19 protein-coding genes are annotated in these 18,194 nt (G+C 58.6%); 12 read left to right on the top strand and 7 right to left on the bottom strand.

Annotated elements, in window-relative coordinates:
- Positions 1-60 precede the first annotated feature (60 nt).
- Positions 61-1,131 carry a GGDEF domain-containing protein gene (locus tag RBB80_RS10765; RefSeq protein ID WP_433968175.1) on the top strand — a complete coding sequence of 357 codons (1,071 nt, stop codon included), beginning with the start codon at positions 61-63 and terminating at the stop codon, positions 1,129-1,131.
- 36 nt (positions 1,132-1,167) lie between these two features.
- Here RBB80_RS10765 and RBB80_RS10760 read toward each other — a convergent pair whose 3' ends face one another.
- Positions 1,168-1,584: a hypothetical protein gene (locus tag RBB80_RS10760; protein WP_433968174.1), complete on the bottom strand. Its 417-nt coding sequence runs from the start codon at positions 1,582-1,584 to the stop codon at positions 1,168-1,170.
- Positions 1,585-1,713: 129 nt separating this feature from the next.
- On the opposite strand from RBB80_RS10760, the gene RBB80_RS10755 reads away from it, so the two are divergent.
- Positions 1,714-2,022 carry a hypothetical protein gene (locus RBB80_RS10755; RefSeq protein WP_433968173.1) on the top strand — a complete coding sequence of 103 codons (309 nt, stop codon included), beginning with the start codon at positions 1,714-1,716 and terminating at the stop codon, positions 2,020-2,022.
- Here the strand turns inward: RBB80_RS10755 and RBB80_RS10750 are convergent.
- The gene (locus tag RBB80_RS10750) at positions 1,968-2,225 is read right to left on the bottom strand and encodes a hypothetical protein (protein ID WP_433968172.1); all 258 of its coding nucleotides are present in this window, start codon (positions 2,223-2,225) and stop codon (positions 1,968-1,970) included. The two genes, RBB80_RS10755 and RBB80_RS10750, sit on opposite strands and share 55 nt — an antisense overlap.
- 543 nt (positions 2,226-2,768) lie before the next feature.
- Here RBB80_RS10750 and RBB80_RS10745 point away from each other — a divergent pair.
- Positions 2,769-3,908, top strand: coding sequence for a ferritin-like domain-containing protein (locus tag RBB80_RS10745; RefSeq protein WP_433968171.1), 1,140 nt, complete (start codon positions 2,769-2,771; stop codon positions 3,906-3,908).
- Positions 3,909-4,549: 641 nt separating this feature from the next.
- Positions 4,550-5,290 (top strand): carbonic anhydrase, encoded by a 741-nt coding sequence (locus RBB80_RS10740; RefSeq protein ID WP_433968170.1) that lies wholly within the window; start codon positions 4,550-4,552, stop codon positions 5,288-5,290.
- Between the two features lie 87 nt (positions 5,291-5,377).
- On the opposite strand, the gene RBB80_RS10735 is transcribed toward RBB80_RS10740, so the two are convergent.
- The 3 genes from RBB80_RS10735 to RBB80_RS10725 form a co-directional block, all read right to left on the bottom strand.
- Complete coding sequence (locus RBB80_RS10735) at positions 5,378-5,860, bottom strand: hypothetical protein (protein ID WP_433968169.1); 483 nt, start codon at positions 5,858-5,860, stop codon at positions 5,378-5,380.
- A 165-nt stretch (positions 5,861-6,025) separates the two neighbouring features.
- Positions 6,026-7,003 (bottom strand): hypothetical protein, encoded by a 978-nt coding sequence (locus RBB80_RS10730; protein ID WP_433968168.1) that lies wholly within the window; start codon positions 7,001-7,003, stop codon positions 6,026-6,028.
- A gap of 46 nt (positions 7,004-7,049) precedes the next feature.
- Positions 7,050-7,532 carry a hypothetical protein gene (locus tag RBB80_RS10725; RefSeq protein WP_433968167.1) on the bottom strand — a complete coding sequence of 161 codons (483 nt, stop codon included), beginning with the start codon at positions 7,530-7,532 and terminating at the stop codon, positions 7,050-7,052.
- A gap of 300 nt (positions 7,533-7,832) precedes the next feature.
- Between RBB80_RS10725 and RBB80_RS10720 the strand changes: the two genes are divergently transcribed.
- The 3 genes from RBB80_RS10720 to RBB80_RS10710 all read left to right on the top strand — a co-directional run bounded on the left by RBB80_RS10720 (position 7,833) and on the right by RBB80_RS10710 (position 11,133).
- Positions 7,833-8,318: a TetR/AcrR family transcriptional regulator gene (locus RBB80_RS10720; protein WP_433968166.1), complete on the top strand. Its 486-nt coding sequence runs from the start codon at positions 7,833-7,835 to the stop codon at positions 8,316-8,318.
- A 233-nt stretch (positions 8,319-8,551) separates the two neighbouring features.
- On the top strand, positions 8,552-10,195 hold the full coding sequence (locus RBB80_RS10715; RefSeq protein ID WP_433968165.1) for a hypothetical protein: 1,644 nt from the start codon (positions 8,552-8,554) through the stop codon (positions 10,193-10,195).
- Between the two features lie 113 nt (positions 10,196-10,308).
- Entirely contained in the window at positions 10,309-11,133 is an 825-nt protein-coding gene (locus tag RBB80_RS10710; protein WP_433968164.1) for an SDR family NAD(P)-dependent oxidoreductase, read from the top strand.
- A 202-nt stretch (positions 11,134-11,335) separates the two neighbouring features.
- Here RBB80_RS10710 and RBB80_RS10705 read toward each other — a convergent pair whose 3' ends face one another.
- Complete coding sequence (locus RBB80_RS10705) at positions 11,336-12,772, bottom strand: acetyl ornithine aminotransferase family protein (protein ID WP_433968163.1); 1,437 nt, start codon at positions 12,770-12,772, stop codon at positions 11,336-11,338.
- 63 nt (positions 12,773-12,835) lie between these two features.
- Here RBB80_RS10705 and RBB80_RS10700 point away from each other — a divergent pair, with 63 nt between their 5' ends.
- The 4 genes from RBB80_RS10700 (at position 12,836) to RBB80_RS10685 (ending at position 16,373) form a co-directional block, all read left to right on the top strand.
- Positions 12,836-13,081 carry a hypothetical protein gene (locus RBB80_RS10700; RefSeq protein WP_433968162.1) on the top strand — a complete coding sequence of 82 codons (246 nt, stop codon included), beginning with the start codon at positions 12,836-12,838 and terminating at the stop codon, positions 13,079-13,081.
- A gap of 291 nt (positions 13,082-13,372) precedes the next feature.
- Positions 13,373-13,714 carry a PadR family transcriptional regulator gene (locus RBB80_RS10695; RefSeq protein WP_433968161.1) on the top strand — a complete coding sequence of 114 codons (342 nt, stop codon included), beginning with the start codon at positions 13,373-13,375 and terminating at the stop codon, positions 13,712-13,714.
- On the top strand, positions 13,711-14,538 hold the full coding sequence (locus RBB80_RS10690; RefSeq protein WP_433968160.1) for an ABC transporter permease: 828 nt from the start codon (positions 13,711-13,713) through the stop codon (positions 14,536-14,538). The genes RBB80_RS10695 and RBB80_RS10690 overlap by 4 nt, the downstream gene beginning before the upstream one ends.
- Entirely contained in the window at positions 14,526-16,373 is a 1,848-nt protein-coding gene (locus RBB80_RS10685; protein ID WP_433968159.1) for an FtsX-like permease family protein, read from the top strand. Before RBB80_RS10690 ends, RBB80_RS10685 begins: the two co-directional genes overlap by 13 nt.
- A gap of 50 nt (positions 16,374-16,423) precedes the next feature.
- Here the strand turns inward: RBB80_RS10685 and RBB80_RS10680 are convergent, their stop codons facing one another.
- Positions 16,424-17,137: a hypothetical protein gene (locus RBB80_RS10680; protein WP_433968158.1), complete on the bottom strand. Its 714-nt coding sequence runs from the start codon at positions 17,135-17,137 to the stop codon at positions 16,424-16,426.
- Between the two features lie 123 nt (positions 17,138-17,260).
- Here RBB80_RS10680 and RBB80_RS10675 point away from each other — a divergent pair, with 123 nt between their 5' ends.
- On the top strand, positions 17,261-18,178 hold the full coding sequence (locus RBB80_RS10675; protein WP_433968157.1) for an EamA family transporter: 918 nt from the start codon (positions 17,261-17,263) through the stop codon (positions 18,176-18,178).
- The last annotated feature ends 16 nt before the right edge of the window (positions 18,179-18,194 follow it).

Here is an 18,194-nt window from a genome sequence, read left to right as displayed (position 1 = left end):
CGATTGAAGGACAGGCGGCAGTTTGAAGTGATCGAAAGTCGTCAAATGGATCACCTTCGAGTGTTCCATGACGTTGCTCGCGCGCTGACTTCGAGCCTTGAACTGGAAGAGATTCTGGGGGCCATCATGAATAAGATGGCTCAGTTCTTTGGGCCTGAACGCTGGTCGCTGCTGATGGTGGACGATAAGTCTGGTGAACTTTATTACGCGATCGCGGTGGGGGAGAATGCCGAAAGTTTGAAGGGTTTGCGAGTTCCGCTCGGCGAGGGAGTTGCAGGTTGGGTGGCGGCGACGGGAAATCCTCTGGTGGTGCCTGATGTGGCGCTTGATCCACATTGGTCAGCGTTTGCGAATAAACATCCTGACCTGAAGATTCAGTCTATTGCCTGCGTGCCAGTGCGATCCGGCGATAAGACACTGGGCGTGATTCAACTGCTGAACAGCAAGCTGGATCTGCTGTCGGAGCACTCGATCTCGTTTCTACGAATTCTGTGCGATTACGCTGCGATCGCGATTCAGAACGCGCGGTCCATGACTTTGATTCAGGAGTTGACCATCACCGATGACGTGACGGGACTTTTCAATGCCCGGCACCTGTACACCATGCTTGAGGAAGAGGTAGCTCGGGGACAGGTATTCAGTTTGATGTTTGTCGATCTGGATCACTTCAAGTCGGTGAATGATACCCATGGCCATCTGATTGGAAGCCGGCTCCTGGCTGAGATTGGCGGGTTGATGAGGCGCAGCCTGGGTCCGAACAATGCGGCTTTTCGCTACGGCGGGGACGAGTTTGTCGCACTGCTGCCGGGAATGGGGAAGGCAGCGGCGAGCGGGACCACGATGGCACTGTGCGAGGATCTGCGGTCGGCGCGCTTTCTGGAGGGTGCAGGGCTTTCGCTCAGCCTCTCGGGAAGCTTTGGATTGGCAACCTATCCTGAGGACGGGAATACGGTCCAGACGATTCTCCGGGCTGCCGATACGATGATGTATGAGGCCAAGGTAACGCGAGACAATGTCGCGGTAGCAGGCAAGGGCATGATCGGACGCGCAGGGACGGCCAGATCCGCTGGCGGCTCGCGTCGGGAAGTTTCGGGAATGTTTCTTGAGCGCGACTCTATTCCCCGCAACTAGGCAATTTCTCCACTAAAATTCTTTGATCCCGCGGGGCTAACCGGGACCTCGGTGTTCGAGCGTGACACCCCGACGGGGCTCGGGCTTTAGGACGTCGCGGTTTTCGGGGGAGACGGGGTGGACGCCGAAGTCCCAGACGCCGAGATTGACGGCTTTGTCCGAGAGAACTTCCATCAGGGCAAACTCACCGAAGTCGAGGGGCTCTTTGGGGGTGATTTTTAGCCAGTGTCCTCCGGGTAGCAGCTCCGTGGTGGTTTCGACTACATCTTCCTGATGCTGGACCCCGCCGAGGAGACCGATGCGGAAGCTGGCGATGACCCGGGCTCCCTTGCGGACGTCGGCGCGAACGATGACGTAACGGCTCGTGGGGGAGCCACCGGTGGGGTCGTTCGCGGCGTGGCTGGTGGCTCCGTGGGTGTCGACGGTCAGGGGCGTACCGGCTGTCGAGCCCACGCTCTCGTCACCGATGCGGAGGTAGAGGACAGGATCTTTGACGTGGAGCTGGATGGGCGAGGTCTCCCCTTTGAGCTCGACGATCTGGTGGGAGGCTGAGAGGGGGTTGACGGCGGCCTTGAGGAGGTTGTGTCCCGTGTTTCGATTGAGGTCGCTGTCGGTCTGGGCGAGAGGGACCAGCTCTGGGGTGCCACGGTAGGTGTCGAGGGCGAGGGTGCTGTCCTCTTCCGGGAGGCGGAGATCCTTGGCGACCTCGGGCGTGAGGGCGGCGCGGTCGGCCTCTTCTTTGAGGAGCTCGGGGTCGATGGCGGGTGGCTGGGGGTTGTCGGCGGTCGCGGTGGGCTGAGAGTGCTGGCGGTCCCAGCGCTTGGTGGCATCGAGGTCTACGAGGTTGAGAGGATCTCCTCTTCGGCTCCGCCGCGCTCGGCGCTGATGTAGTGGACTACGTTGCCGACGATGCGGTAGCTCATGATGACCTGGTAGCTGCCGTCCTTGAGGATGAGGCGGGTGCGGTGCGGCGCCGAGTTATCTGGCTCGAGGGCGGTGGTGTGTTGCAGCAAAGCATGGAGAGATTGTGGCGCGCTGATGGTAGCGGCGAGGAGAATTGCGGCGAGTTTTGCGGTGCGGCGCGGATGATCCATCTTGTGATTCCACAGTTTAGACGCAGATCTCGAGTTTGTCGGAGTGGGGCCATCCCCCTCCCCGGGGGGTGGGGTATCTTGCAGCAAAGTCTATTATTTTGTTCGGCTTGCGGGTGGGCAGTGTCTGCAAAATATTCCATTGAAAGGACTTGCTTGCAGAATATTCAAAATGAAGGAGTTATGGCTGCTTCACGCGAAGAGCCCCGGCAACCTCCCGGGCGTATCTCCTATATTCCATTATAGCGGGCGGGAGGGGTGTATACGCCACGCGAATCGCCCCGTCTGGAGCGGGTTTGGAGCAGTCAGGGGGTTGACAGGTTAATTCGGGGCGTACGAGGCAGCCTATGCAACCCGACGATCTCGCGAGCTTTTCGCGCAGGCGCTTTCGGGTGAGTTCGCTCCTATCTGTTGGTCCGCGCGCGTGCGGCGAGTGCGAAACAGATAAATGACAACATCATTACGCTCCACTGACACCAGCTCCGAGTTAACAGGTTCAGGATTCTAGCGTAAGGAGGCTCTTCTATGAAAGACATGTGGAGCAGTATGAAAACCGCAATCGATCGGCGTTCGTTTGTAAAGAACGGACTGACCGCAGCAACTATCGCGACCACTGGCGTCGGACTCCTGGCCAATAGCTCACCCGTATTAGCGGAACAGGAATTTGAAGAACGTGGTGGCCGTCTCACTCGAGGAGATGCAGCCCTGCTTCGGTTCGCGGCGGCAGCGGAAATCATTGAGACTGACTTCTGGGTGCAGTACAACGAACTGGGAGGCGTTCAAGACAGCGAAGTGCCGGGTGGAAGTGGGAATCCTGCCTACACCGCCGCCCTTTCGATGCTGGACTCCGACATGGCGCAGTACGTCCATGACAATACTGACGATGAATTCACCCATCAAAACTTCCTCAATGCATATCTTGCCTCCAAAGGAGCAGCGACCGTAGACCTTGAGCCGTTCCGCACTCTACCGGGCAGCACAGCGAAGGGCTCCAGCGGGAAACTACGGATCACAAACCTGATGCAACTGACGCTGGACACCAGTTGGTGGACTCGCTATCGGAGCAGTACCCATAACCCTGACCTCGATCCGAATTTCACGTTCCCGCAGGCGATACCAACTTTAGCGGTGGGGGAGCATACCGCAATTCCCAGGACCGATGCCGATACCATAGATCCAAACTTTCTTCAGGCGATCGCAAATACTGCCGGTTTCCACTTCCCCACAATCGAACAAGGTGGCAACAGCCTCTACCCCTCGATGGCTCAAAGAGCCACCAGCGTGGAGGTCTTGCGAATTCTGATCAGCATTGGACCCACCGAGACCATGCACTTTCAAACCTGGTCGGACAAGGCGGGCAATGCGAAGCCACTGACTGCAGTGGATCCAGTGACAAAAGTCTCGGTGACGTTTCCAGACCTGAACTCTCCACCGTTTGGTGGCGAGGATTTCCAAACTAACCTGATCATGCCTGAGCCGTGCCCATTCCTGAGCCGGAAGCTCCCGCCATGCTCGATCATCCGTCCCACAGAAACGAAGGGCATTGCCATGGGCGTGGTCAAGTTCCTGACGTCAATGGGACTCTTCATCGGTCAATCAGGGGCGTTCTTCAGGTTGTTGCACGATCTGGCGGAGGATGCGGATGAAGCCAGGCGGGGGGAACAACACCGGTCAGACGAATCTTGAATCCAAGCGGCGGAGCCAACCGTAAGGACAGCCAATACGCAATCTGAGATGGAAATTGGACAACAAAATCGACGTTGCGACAGATGGACCAAGTCTCAAGTCAACGACTTGGTCCAATAATCCGGTACTCGCTCGCCGGAAAAAGCGGCTGCCTTCACGGCCAGAAGTACGACTGAATTCCCATAACAAACCGCATCCGCCGCAAACGCGAGCGACCACTTGAAACGGCTCTATCGAAACTGCCGACCAGAGATGTTCTGGCTAGCCGCTTTTGGCTCGGGGCAGTCCCGATAGAGTCCGACGTTTATCAAAACTGCCCCCGGAAGACATAACCCGGCAGTCCGCTCGCATCTCTGCCCGGGGAAGCCCTGATAGGGTCCTATCATTTCCCGTTACTGATGCAACGACGGGTAATCCAAGGCTGCAACTGGGGTCTAGGACTCACAATCTGAGCTCCAACTCTCTTATCGGTGCTTCATCTCTTGACACAGGACTTTAGGAAGCGTAGACCATGTGTTGCAGTCAGGCCTGAGATTCCAAAATGGACATCCTGTTTTTGCCTATGGGCTGAGCCCGTAGAGGAAATTCCCGTCTAGTTTTTGGAAAACGTTCTTGCAAAGACTCTTCGTCGAGGAGGAAACATGTTGAAATCATTTGCAAATTGGCCGATCAGCAGGAGGAACGTGTTGCGGGGCTGTGCATTCACCGGGCTCGCAACAGCGCTGTCGCCCGCATGGGGGTTAGACCAGGAGGGCGAGTCCCAATGCCCGAAGCATTGCAAGGAGAATCCTCCGCCCGAGACTCCCGCGAAGGCGCTCCAGGCACTGGCAAAGGGAAATGAACGATGGGCGACATTTACTCAGTGCCATCCGCACGAGGATCGAGGCCGCCGCATGTCCGTGGTACAAGGGCAGTCTCCATTCGCAACGATTCTCTCCTGCTCGGATTCGCGGGTTCCGCCAGAGCTGGTCTTCGATCAGGGAATAGGCGATCTGTTCGTCGCGCGTGTCGCGGGCAATTGTGCGGAGGGAACGTTGACCGAGAGCCTCTATTACGGGACGAAGGAGCAATACCTTGGGGCGTTGATACTCTTCGTGCTTGGCCACTCGGACTGCGGCGCGGTGAAAGCGGCGATAATGTCCTACCCAGGGCGGACCTTCCAGTTTGCAGAATTGATCTACCCGGCTATTGCGGCGGCCATAAGTCTGGGCGGAAACCCGGACGATCTCAAGACATTCATTCCGCTCGTAACCGAACAAAACGTCATCCATGGCGTGAAGGTTCTGCAGAAGGATCCCGAGTTGGAGGGCCTGCTGATCACGGGTGGCGTCTATGATCTCGCAACATCTCAAGTCAATATTCCCAAAGTTCTGACCCAGTAAGTGACGCGACCGATACCAGGTTGCAACCGGGCTATGCCGAGGTACCGCGTCCAGAAGACAAGTCCTTCGGTTTCATCACAGACTGACTTAGATTGCTCCAGCAATTGGCCTATTGAGGCCACACAACAACTGCGCCGCACGCAATGCTGAACATCGCTGACGCTTCAATCCATCTTCAATTCCCGGTTGCTCGGCCATCCGGAGGTAGTCCTGCGGCGAGTTGCTTGCGGTCTGCTTTGGAGCCGGGAGCATAAGATTGGAGGCAGAGGTATTCCGATGCGATACAAGAAAATCAGTGTGGAAGTGATCGTGGTTGCCGATGAGGCCGAGGCGGTTGTCGCGGAGTTGAACGCCGCACTGGATCGACTGGAAGAGAGCCACACACTCTTCGGTGGTGGGATAGAGGCCGTCGCTTTTGAGCATCCGGGAAAACGAAGGAGATCGGCACTCGCACACACGATCGCCGCCGGTGAAACGGTCGCCGGTGCTCTCAAGACCGCACGTGACGGCGTGACGGTTGCCCTCCGCGCAGTTATCTGATGTAGGCTGTCCCCCGAAGTCAAGGCCCATAAAACGCTTTGAGAAGCTCGGGGCGTGGGGCCCTGCATGGAAGATCGCTCCAAGAACAGAGAGGCGCTCAGCAACGCAAAGCCTTGTCAGATGGAGCCCCGTCCGATTCGCACAAAACGTCTCGAATGGGGCCCCATGCAGAGAGGATTCACTAAGCGAAGGACATCAACGTTCATCCCCGCCCTTCGGATGCGGGATGCACGGATTGGTTCGCGGGCCACTGGTGTTCTGGCCGAAGAACCAATATAAATTCGACGCGCCGTACTGCGCATCGCCGCCAAAGTTATTGAAGTCCGGGTTTGTGAAGTTGCCGAAGACCAAGGTGCAGTTTTCGCGGTCATCGTTGAAGTCGTCGTTGCCTCCGTTCTTTGTTACAGCATAGAAGGGATAGAACTGTGCGCCCACTGGCGGGACGACGCAGCCGACTCCGTTCGGTTGGCAGGTGCTTTCTGAGGCTGCAACGTCGGTCTCGATCTGAATGATTGGAAAGGGCTGGTCGTATTTGCCAGAATCGTCAGACGGACTGAGTGGGCCGATGCCGCCACCTTTGGCAGATTGGATTGCAACGGAAGTGGCGTTGTTGCGCGTGCCGTCTGGCCAGTCGAACAGGTAAGAGGTGCCGTCAAAGTCGAGGTCCCCTCCTGTCGCGAAGTTCAAGCAGCCAGCGACTGTTGGTCCTGGGAAGCAGGGCGCGTCATCGGAGTCGCTGTCGCCATGGGCGCCGGGGGTGAAGTGACCGATTTCCACGGAGACGTTGACATTGGCTTGCAGTGCGGCCCAGGAAACAAAGTTGCCAAACTTCGCAGTGTCGAACTCGGGATGGAAGCTGAAGTTGGTTCCGGCGCAGGTGTTCGGATTGGTGGTTTGGTAGCCGTTGTGGGCGCTAGCTACCATGAACCCGGACTGACCCGTGGTCAGATCCTGGATCATCGTCATCACGCCTCCCAAGACATCTCCTGGTACGTCCAGGATGGTGACGCGCAGCCGGTCGCCCTGGTTCATCAGCAAGGTACGACTGTTTGGAGTGAAGCTCGCGTTGGTAACAGTGTTGGGGCCAGGGGGTCCGGTGGGAACTCCATCGGTCTGAATGAACGCGAAGTTTGTAGTCTCAGTGCAATTGGGATTGAGGCCTCCGGTATCCATATTTTCGAGGCTGTTGATGTGCAGGGACGCACACCAGTGGGTCAGGTCACAACTGACCTGGGTGATAAAGGGGAAAGCCGGGAGGATAGAACTGCATCTCGAGGAATGCAGACCCGGCGGAGGTGGGATTGTTCTTGTCGCTATCCGGAATGCAGGGTCCGCGCACAAAGCCTGAATTAGGATCGCAGAGCGCCATGGAGAGCCAGAAAGTGATGTAGTTCTCGAAGGACTGTGTTGCCGGCAGCGGACGTTCGCGGGGCAGCGTGAACTCCCATTGCGTATTGTTGCCGGAGTGAGGGACGGTTGAGATGAAGCCGACACTGGGCTCGTCATGCCCGATGTAGTGACCGTTGTCGTAGCCCCGTCCCCCGTATTCATTGTGGAAGTCGGTGCAAACATCCTGTGGTCTGAGTGGTTTTTGAATTTTGCTGTGGCCATTACAGTCCAGGCCACCGAAGGGCTTGAACGACTGGGCTGAGGAAGCTGACGAGAACATCAACAAGCTCAGGGCCGCATAAACGAGAAGCATTCTGTGTGCTACTGACATGGCAGTACCCCGCTCTGTGAATTGAGAAGCCGGTGGCCCAAGGTCGGTATTCGGTATAGCACCGCAGATATCGATCGTCAATTCTGCAGCACACTTTGTCAGAAATTAATTCGCGATGATCGAAGAAGGGGTGAGCGGTCGCTGCGATTGTCGAATGCGCGATTGACGCGGAGGACATCGCCGCAGAAAAGATCAGCAGAGGATCAGATGGTTTTGAACTGATTGTCGGCAGATCGGAAGCGGGTTGACCTCAATAGACGACCAGTCTATTATTAATTGGTTATGGGGGCTCCTCCTTCAACTCGCGATCATCTGCTTGCAGTGGGGCTCGAGCGGCTTCGTTCGACCGGGTATACGGCGACCGGGGTGAAGGAGGTGCTCGATCTGGCGAAGGTGCCCAAGGGCTCGTTCTATCACTACTTTCCAAGCAAGGAAGAGTTTGCCGTGGAGGTGTTTCGCCTTTACGCGAAGGGCGAGGGGGAACGGTCGGAGAGGGTGCTTGGGGATCGTAAGGTTGCTCCTTTGAAGAGGCTGTGGCGGTATTTCGAAGAGCTGATCTCAGTGTTTGGACAACGCGGGGAGATCAGTGGGTGCCTGGTGGGGAGTCTGAGCCTGGAGGTTGCGGACCACAGCCCGCGGCTGCGGTCGGAGCTGAAGGGGGTCTTTGCGGTCTGGCAGAAGAGTGTTGCCGATGTGCTGCGCGAGGCGGTGGAACGGGGGATCTGGCGAAGGCTACGGATCCGGACGCTTTGGCCGGGTTTCTGTTGAACAGCTATGAGGGATCGTTAATTCGTATGAAGGCGGAGAAGAGCGACAAGCCGCTGGAGAACTTTCTTCACTTTGCGTTTGATGTGTTGCTGAAGAAGTAGGCGGAGCTGCGGTTGAGCTTGGTGATGAAGCACGTGCACTGCTCAGCAACGTTCCGCGGTGAGTGTGGGCTATGATCGAGTCGATCGCGCGCTGACCATGTTTCGCCGAGCGTGAGTGGGATGCAAACTGTGATGCAAACTCGCTTCACCTTGTCTGTTGTGGCTCTTGCCATGCTGTCTCCGGTGGAGTTCGCCCAGGTCGACCATCACGGTGCTCCCGAGAAGCTGGGGACGGTGAGCTTCAGCACGTCGTGCAGCACTGTGACTCAACCGCAGTTCAATCGGGCGGTGGCGCTGATGCACTCGTTTCAGTTTGCGAGTGCGATAGAAGCGTTCCGTGCGATTCTTGGGAGCGATCCGTCGTGTTCGATGGCTTACTGGGGTATCGCATTGAGCGATTGGGGCAATCCCTTCGCTTCGGATCTCAAGTCGCAGGCACAACTCGATGCGGGTCTGAAGGCCGTCGAACAGGGACGAGGATCGCCTCCGAAGAGTGAGCGTGAGCGCGCTTATCTTGAGGCTGTGGCGCGCCTCTATACGGACACAGCTACTGTTGATCAGAGCTCTCGTGAACTGGCGTATGAAAGTGCGATGGCTGCGGTGAGTGCTGCCTATCCTGAGGACACAGAGGCGGCGATTTTCTACGCGCTGGCTGTGTCGACCGCCGCAGATCCAGCCGACAAAACTTATGCCCGTCAGCTGAAGGCTGGTGAGATTCTGGATCGCCTGTACGCGCAATATCCAGATCATCCGGGACTGGCGCACTACATCATTCACACGTATGACGTTCCAACGCTGGCTGCACGGGCGGCGGGAGCGGCACAGCACTACAGCGAGATTGCGCCTTCGACTCCTCACGCGTTGCATATGCCCTCGCATACATTCACGCGAGTGGGAGACTGGCAGGCTTCGATTGACGCCAATGTTGCCTCTGCGGCTGCTGCACGCAGCGCGGGACAGCCGGCAGACGAGTTGCATGCCAGCGATTATCTGGAGTACGCCTATCTGCAGACGGCCCAGGACAAAGCTTCGAAGGGCGTAGTGGAATCTGCTGATCAGATTTTTGCGCGCTTCAATCCGAAGATGCAGATCGGTGGCGCGGGCGGCCCGTCGGCGGCCTACTTTGCGAGGGCGGCGATTCCGGCACGATACGATCTGGAGCGGCGTGACTGGGCAAACGCTGCGAAACTTCAGCCGCTGCCAAGCCCGTTTCCTTACGCGGAGGCCATGACCTACTTTGCCCGAGGCCTGGGGGCTGCGCATATGAAGGACAGTGCTGGGGTACGTGCTGCAATCGATTCTCTGGCGAAGTGCCGCGACCGGTTGAACACCATGAAAGAGGGCTTCTGGGCGAACCAGGTGGAGATTCAGCGATTGGAAGTTGTCGCATGGCTGGCGTTTTCGCAGGGGCAATCCGAAGACGCATTGGCCGGGATGCGCCGAGCCGCCGAGTTGGAAGATGCGACCGAAAAGAGCGTGGTTACGCCGGGGCCGCTCGCCCCGGCACGCGAGCTGCTGGGAGATTTGCTGCTGGAGTCGAAGCGACCCGCTGAAGCGCTTGTGGAGTTTGAATCGACACTCAAGAGGGAGCCGAATCGGTTCTGGTCTCTCTACGGGGCGGCTGAGGCGGCGAAGAGGACCGGCGATCAACAGGGGCGAAGAGATACTTCAACGAGCTGCTCAAGGTTGCCGAGCGTGCCGACCAACCCGGACGCCGGGAGCTGGTTGAAGCGCGCGGCGGCGTGTCTGGGCAGGACTAGGAGAGTCAGGCCTTAGGAAGAAAACTTTCTTTGCAGGAGGAAGTATCTTTTTGAATCGATTAACCAACCGGTCTACTCTAAGTAAGCGAATCAGTTTTCTAATTCACACTTTCGCAGGACGGAGACTTTATGACTACCTCAGCTATTTCTTCTAAAGGCACCACTCTCGGCACGGCCCTCGTCACTGGCGCATCGACAGGAATCGGTGCAGTTTATGCGGATCGCCTGGCGCATCGCGGCTATGACCTGATCCTGGTAGCTCGCAACGGCGGGAAGCTGAATGATCTTGCAGCTTCGCTGAGTTCGGCTACTGGCCGTTCAGTGGATGTTGTCGCGGCAGACCTTACGAACAAGGCGGATTTGCGCAAGGTCGAGGAGCGGTTGCGCTCTGATCGTTCGATTACGGCGCTGGTAAACAATGCAGGCTTCGGCGGAACTACTTCACTGGTTGACTCGAAGATTGACGAACTTGAGAACATGATTGAGTTGAATGTGACGGCGCTGACGAGGTTGACCTATGCTGTGGTGCCGGGATTTCTTGCGAGAGGCAAGGGCGCGATCATCAATATCTCTTCGATTGTTGCGGTGGCTCCGGAGTTGCTGAATGGCGTGTACAGCGGGACGAAGGCGTATGTGCTGAATCTTACGCAGTCGCTGCATAAAGAGGTTGGGGGCAAGGGGATTCAGGTGCAGGCGGTGCTGCCGGGTGCTACGGCGTCGGAGTTCTGGGACCGTGCGGGGATTGGTGGGCATCAAAATCTGCCGTCGGAGATTGTGATGAGCTCGGAGGAGATGGTGGATGCTTCTCTGGCGGCGTTCGATAGCGGCGAGTTGGTGACGATTCCGGCGCTGTCCGAAGTGGCGGATTGGGAGAAGTTCAATGCTGCTCGTGTGGCGCTGGGGCCGAACCTTTCGCATAAGCATTCGGCAACTCGGTATGGTGTGCGCTCGTAAGGGCACACTGTCCTGCCGGACAGGCCCGCTGCGCGCGGGGCGGTCACTTCGTGACGCGTCTACCGGTCTCGACAGCACATCAACCTGGGTCCTCCCGCTGGTCGGAAGCAACATGCCGACCCACGGGAGGCCCACGAAAGAGTACACAAGTCACGAAGTGACCGCCCCGCGCGCAGCGGGCCCGTCCGGCAGGACCGTTCATTCAGGCTTTTGCGGCTAGGGCGATGCACTCCTCGAGGATGTCGAGGGCTATGTTGGCCTCGTGCTCGTTGACGATGAGCGGCGGGCAGAGGCGGATGGTGGTTTCGCCGCAGCCAAGGATGAGGAGACCGCGCTCGAAGGCTAGATCAACGACTTTGTCGCGCATGGGGCCGACTGGCGTGCGCGACTCCTTGTCTTTGACGAGTTCGACGCCGATCATGAGACCGCGGCCGCGAACGTCGCCAACGGTGGGGTGTTTGGCAATCCAGGGACGCAAGCGGCCGAGCATCTTTTCGCCAATGGTGGCGGCGTTCTGAAGACCTTCGCGCTCCAGGATGTCCATGGTGGCGAGGGCTGCGGCGATGCAGATGGGATTGCCGCCGAAGGTGCTGGCGTGCGATCCGGGGACCCAGTCCATGACTTCAGCTTTCGACATGCAGATGCCTAGCGGCATTCCGCTGGCGATGCCTTTGGCTATGCAGACGATATCGGGCTGGACACCGGAATGCTCGATGGCCCACCACTTCCCTGTCCTTGCAGCGCCGGATTGGACCTCGTCGGCGATGAGTAGGATGCCGTGGCGATCGCAGATGCGACGGATCTCCTGGAGGAAGCTGGTTGGGGCTACGACGTAGCCGCCCTCGCCCTGGATGGGCTCGAGGATGATGGCGGCGACCTCTTCGGGCGGGAGGATGGTCTTGAAGAGCTTCTCTTCGATGTAGCGGGCGCAGCCGAGGGCGAAGGCCTCTTCTTCCTGCGCGCCGCCGCTACAACCGCGGTAGGCGTAGGGGTAGCGCACGTGATGGACGCCGGGGACGAAGGGTGCGAAGCGGCGCTTCTGCTGGGGCTTGGAGCCGGTGAGCGAGAGCGCGCCCATGGTGCGGCCATGGAAGCCGCCGAAGAAGCTGATGATGTTCTGGCGGCCGGTGTGGTAGCGGGCGAGCTTCATGGCGCACTCGACGGCTTCGGCACCGGAGTTGCCGTAGTAGAACTTGTGCGGGCCGGGCATGGGCGCAATGGCGGAGAGGCGCTCGGCGAAGGTGGTCATGTTTTCGTAGTAGAAGTCGGTGCCGGACATATGGATGAGTTCGGCGGCCTGGTCCTGGATGGCCTTGACGACTTCGGGATGGCAGTGGCCTGTGGAGTTGACGGCGATGCCGGCGGCGAAGTCGATGAACTCGTTGCCATCGACGTCGGTGACGCGGATGCCGCGGCCGGATTTGGCCACCATGGGGTAGCTGCGCGTGTAGCTGGGGGAGATGAGGCGGGCGTCGTCGGCGACGATCTTGGTCGCGTTGGGTCCGGGCAAGGCGGTCTTGAGCTTGGGGCCGAACTCGGCGTAGTGCTTCGAGCGGATGGCTTCTCCAGCGGCGTGAGTGACGCCCTGGGCGGAGTTCTGCTTCAGGTCTTCGAGGGTCTTTTCAGTAAGGGTGGTCATGCGAATCTCTCCTTGGGGCAGCGGTGCGTTTGGTCTATCCGTTCGTGCTCGTATCCGTTCCTGATGAAGGGCGGCGGCGCTCTGTGGTTGCAGAGAGAACGGTTTGCGCTGGTGGCGGGGTCTTCGCCGGCTGTTGGGTGTTCGAGCTTAGTCGCCGGCGAAGAGACTAGGTCGCGTGAGGCTGGGCAGGACGCGGAGATGGCGACGCGGCATCTGGTGGCGCCTGGAGCGGCACTGGAAGGCTGCGATGCGATTGATCCGGGCTGTGTCGAACAGCGATTTCATTGGGGAGTCTGCCTTTGGCGGTGAGTATACCTTATTGCGGTAACACTCGAAAACCATTGATTGGAGCGGGTTCTCGATCATCTGGAGTTCGATGACCCGATTGAAACCCATGTCTCAGAATCGAGACATGGGCACCCGCTCCTTTGGCAAGATCTGTCCTCTACGCCATCAAGGCCTTTGCTCTAAAGCGTGCAGATGCTTCCGGATGGCTGGGACTGGCCTCGCATCGAGGATGGCGTGGCAGTTTTGGCCCAAAAACTCTCCTTGACAGCTTAGGGAAGTGGGGCTAGTCTCCTAATCATCTTAGGGGAAATCTTGACTACCCAGGCTCAACTCCTTCCCGGCACGCTTGATCTTCTGATTCTTCGCGCGGTCTCGCTTGGGCCTTTGCATGGGTATGGTGTGCTTCTGCGTATTCAGCAGATCTCCGCTGGTGCGCTGCTGATTGAACAGGGCGCTCTGTATCCCGGGTTGTTTCGGTTGCTGCGGCAGGGTCTGCTGAAGGCGGACTGGGGGACTTCTGAGAACAACCGCAGGGCCAAGTTTTACGAGTTGACTGCAACAGGCCGGAGACGTCTTCGCGAAGAGACAGATAGCTGGAATCGCCTGTCTACTGCCATCGCGAGCGCACTCGCACCGCAGCCGGAGGAAATATGAGATTCTTCGACTCTCTTCGCTCCTTTGCTTCGAGTTTCTTTCATCGCTCTGAGACCGACCGTGAGATCGAGGAGGAGCTTCGCTCGCACATTCAGCATCGTGCCGATGATCTTGAGCGTGGTGGTCTTCCGCGTGCAGAGGCAGAGAGGCGTGCGCGCATTGAATTTGGTGGTTATCAAAGGCTGAAAGAAGAGAGCCGTGATGCGCTTGGCGGGCAGTTCGGGGCGGGGCTGCTTCAGGATATTCGTTTCGCGATGCGCAGGATGGTCAAGAAACCTGGATTTGCGGTTGTTGCGATCTTGACGCTGGCGTTTGCGATCGGGGCGAATGCGGTGGTGTTTGCTGTTTTGAATGCGTTCATCCTGCGGCCGTTGAATGTTCCCCAGTCGGAGAGCCTCTACGGGTTGTGGCGCCTGTCCAGCAACGACATGGCCGAGTCTTATCCGGACTATCTCGATCTGCGGGACCGCAACCACAGTTTTGAGAGTTTGGCAGCTTACAACGTCATGGAGGCGGCGCTGGATACAGGCAACGATCCCTCACGCGCATGGGTTGATGAGGCCAGTGGAAATTACTTCGATGCTCTTGGACTGAAGCCGTACCTGGGCCGGTTCTTTCATGGCTCCGATGAGCACGGACCGAACAGCGCACCGTACATCGTGCTGACCTATGACTTCTGGCACAGCCACTTTCAGGGCGATGCCGGCGTAGTAGGTCGCGTGGTTCGGCTGAACAAGTTTCCGTACACCATCATCGGGGTAGCGCCGCCTGAGTTCCACGGCACGCTGATGTTCTTCAATCCAGATTTTTTGTGCCGATTGTGAATCATGCACAGTTCGATGAAAACGATCTGAACAACCGCGGCGATCGCTGGGTCTTTATGACGTTGGGACACCTGAAGACGGGAGTAACTCCGGCACAGGCAATTGCGGATCTGGATTCGGTGGGAGCTTCTCTTGAGAGGGCTTACCCCAAAGACGATCCCAAGATGAGCTTCAAACTGGCGCGCCCTGGTCTTTATGGCGACTATATTGGCCGCCCTGTGCGGACCTTTATGACGGCACTGATGCTACTGGCGGGATTGATTCTACTGGCTGCCTGTGCCAACCTCGGCAGCCTATTTGCGGCGCGCGCTGCCGATCGATCACGTGAGATTGCTCTGCGGCTTGCACTTGGGTCGAGCCGCAAACGGATTCTGCGTGGGCTCTTTGCCGAGGCGGTACTGATTTCGCTGGCGGGCGGGGCAGTTGGGCTTGCAGGCAGCGTGGTGCTCTTGAGGGCGTTGAGCGTGTGGCAGCCAATCTCCCGGTGGCCGCTGCATATGTCCGTGAATCCAGATGTGAAGGTGTATGCGGTCGCTTTGTTTCTGGCGCTGGCGAGTGGATTACTGTTTGGCGCGGTGCCGGTGGGGCAGGTTCTTCGCACCGATCCGTATGAGGCGGTGAAGGGTGGCTGCGTTGAAACAAAGCGCGGGAGGTTTGGACTGCGGATGAGCTTCCGCGATCTGCTGCTTGTGGTGCAGATTGCAATCTGTGCCGTTCTTGTCACGTCCTCGATCGTTGCCGTGCGCGGATTGGCGCATTCGCTGCACAACAACTTCGGCTTCGAACTGCAGAATATGATGCTGGTTGAGACAGACTTGAACATGGCCGGCTATCGGGGCGACAAAGTGCCGCCGATGCAAAAACGCATGATTGATGCGTTGGCGGCGATTCCGGGTGTGGAGTCCGTGGGCCTGGCCGATCAGGTGCCGTTGGGGGATGCGCAACCGGACTCGAATGTCTTCGCCGACAGTACCTCGGATCTGAGGCCTGCGAATGCCGCATCAGACGCACTGATGTTCAAGGTCTCGCCTGAATACTTTCAGGCAGCGGGTACGGCACTGGTGTCGGGAAGAGGCTTCACCTGGCAGGAGAATAAAGACAAGCCGCGCGTGGCGGTGGTGAATCGACAGTTTGCGCGGAAGATCTTCGGCTCCGAGGCAAAGGCTATGGGCGCGTACTTCAAGATGCCGGATGGAGCGCGTCTTCAGGTTGTGGGGATTGCGGAGGATGGAAGATATGGAAGCCTCACGGAAGATCCGCAGCCGGTGATGTTTCTTCCCATTCTGCAATCGCCGTCGAATTCGGCCTATCTTGTGGTGAGGTCGAGCCGCGATCCGGAGCAGTTGGGACAAGCCATCAGAGATACGTTGCGGAATATGGATGCCGGCCTGCCGGTTTATATCCAGACGCGCTATAAGGCTCTGGACGTGTTTCTGTTTGGTCCGCGGATGGCGACGATTTCGCTCGGTGTGCTGGGTGTGATGGGCGCGATGCTGTCAGTAGTTGGGATCTTCGGCATGGCTTCGTATTCGGTGAGCAAACGGCTGCGGGAGTTCGGGATTCGCATTGCCTTGGGGGCGCAAAAGAAAGAGTTGTTGCATGCGGCACTGGGACGTACGTTCCGGCTGCTGACCTTTGGTTCGGTGATGGGGCTGCTGCTGGGCCTGGCGGCTGGCAAGCTGCTGGCGTTCATCGTGTCTCAGGCTACGCCGTGGGATCCGGTTGTGCTGGGTGGGGTGGTGGCGACGATGCTTCTGTTGGGGCTGCTGGCTGGCTGGATTCCTGCGCGGCGTGCGCTGGCTACCGATCCTTTGCTGCTGTTGCGCGAGGAGTAACGCTCGAGTCTGATGGCTCGCGTTGTTTGCAACACAATCTTGCGCAAGCGCTAGCGGATGACGCTACCGGGTACCACGGGCTGGGGAGTGTCGTTGTCGAACTGCAGGCTGAAGGCGAACAGGAGATGGTAGAGATCGCTGTGCAGGGTGGTGTAGTCGAAGCAGAGGACGTGGCGCGTGGGGTCGGCTGGGTCGGACTTCTTCTTGGCTTTGACCGGGATGTTGCCGAGGAAGCAGGCCTTGGCGGCGTAGGTGGTCTGGGGGATCTTGCCAGGAGTCGCGGGCATGGGGACCGAGGCGAGGACGATGGCGGCGGGATGGCCATCGATGGTGTAGCGGGTGGGTTCCTGGGTGACGGTGGGCTCGCCGTACTGCTTGAGCTGGCGGAGGATTTGCTCGCGGATGAAGGGGCCCAGCGTGGTGGCGCCGCGGAGAACGTTGGGGCAGCTGTTGTCGATGGTGGAGAGGACGAAGGACGAAGTGTCGACTGGGGTGACCGAATTGGCGAAGAAGGTAGAGCGGGCGCACTTCGGCGTGGCGGTGGTGGTCGAGCTGGAAGATGCCGGCGCGGCGGGGGTTACGGCGACGCTTGCGGGGTCGGGAACGAAACGGCCCGGATAGAAGTAGGTGATGTTCAGGTCCTGGTCGCGGAAGCTTCGCGGCAGGTTGGGATTGGACTGCGCGGAGGACTGGTCGGGAGCTTGGGAGAGTGCCGAGACACAGGCAAGAAAGACGAGCAAGAAGGCCGCAGGACGAAGCACCATCTCCTTATCGTAGCACCGGGCGGACTCCGAATACAGGCTCGGAGGCCTGGGGCAAAGGCGCGATACCATTGAGGAATGCCCGTCAACTCAGCACGTTCAGCGCCCAACCGAACAAGGATTCTGTTGTGTTTTGCGTGCGTCTATCTGTTCTGGGGATCGACGTATCTGGCGATGCGGTATGGGGTAGAGGTGCTGCCGCCGTTTGTGCTGGGGAGCGTGCGGTTTCTGATGGCTGGTGTGCTGATGCTGGCCGCATCGGCTGTGCTGCGGATGAAGATGTGGCCGAACCGACAGGAGTTGGTGCGGTTGGTGATCATCGGTGTGCTGATGCTGGGGTGCGGCAATACGTCGGTGATCTGGGCGGAGCAGTATCTTCCGACGGGGCTGGCGGCGCTGCTGGTGGCTTCGATTCCTTTGTATGCGGCGCTGATCGAGATTGTTCTGCCCAAAGGCGAAGGGTTAGGAGCGAAAGGATGGATCGGAATCTGCATCGGATTCGCCGGCATCATATTCCTGCTGTGGCCGGGGTTGCGGGAGGGACTGCATGGTGACTCGCGGCAGATCGTCGCGGCAGGGGTGACGCTGGGCGGAGCAATGTGCTGGACGAGTGCGTCTGTGATCTCGCGGCGATCGACTTTTCGGATAAGCGGATTCGCGGCGGCGGGGTGGGAGATGCTGTTCGGCGGCGTGTTCAATGTGCTGATGCTGCTTGCGACGAAGGGATATCACGGGGCGCAGTGGGGATTGCAGGCCTGGGCTTCAACGCTCTATCTGGTGGCGTTCGGATCGATTCTGACTTACAGCGCGTATGTCTACCTGCTGGACCATGTCGCGGTTTCGAAGGTGGCGACGTATGCGTATGTGAATCCGGTGATTGCCGTGATTCTTGGGGTGATTTTCATGCGGGAGCGCTTTGTAGCGGTGGAGTACGTGGGGATGGCGGCGATTCTGGTGGCGGTGTTCCTGGTGACCAGCTCGAAGATGAAGAGCGGAGCAGCGTCGGTGGTGAATGAGGATATTGCCGCTGGGCAAGAGGCTTAGTCTGCGGCTCGTCGCT

The sequence above is a fragment of the Tunturiibacter gelidiferens genome, assembly GCF_051013345.1.
Lineage (GTDB): Bacteria > Acidobacteriota > Terriglobia > Terriglobales > Acidobacteriaceae > Edaphobacter > Edaphobacter gelidiferens_A.
This window is presented reverse-complemented; position numbering and strand designations above follow the sequence as displayed.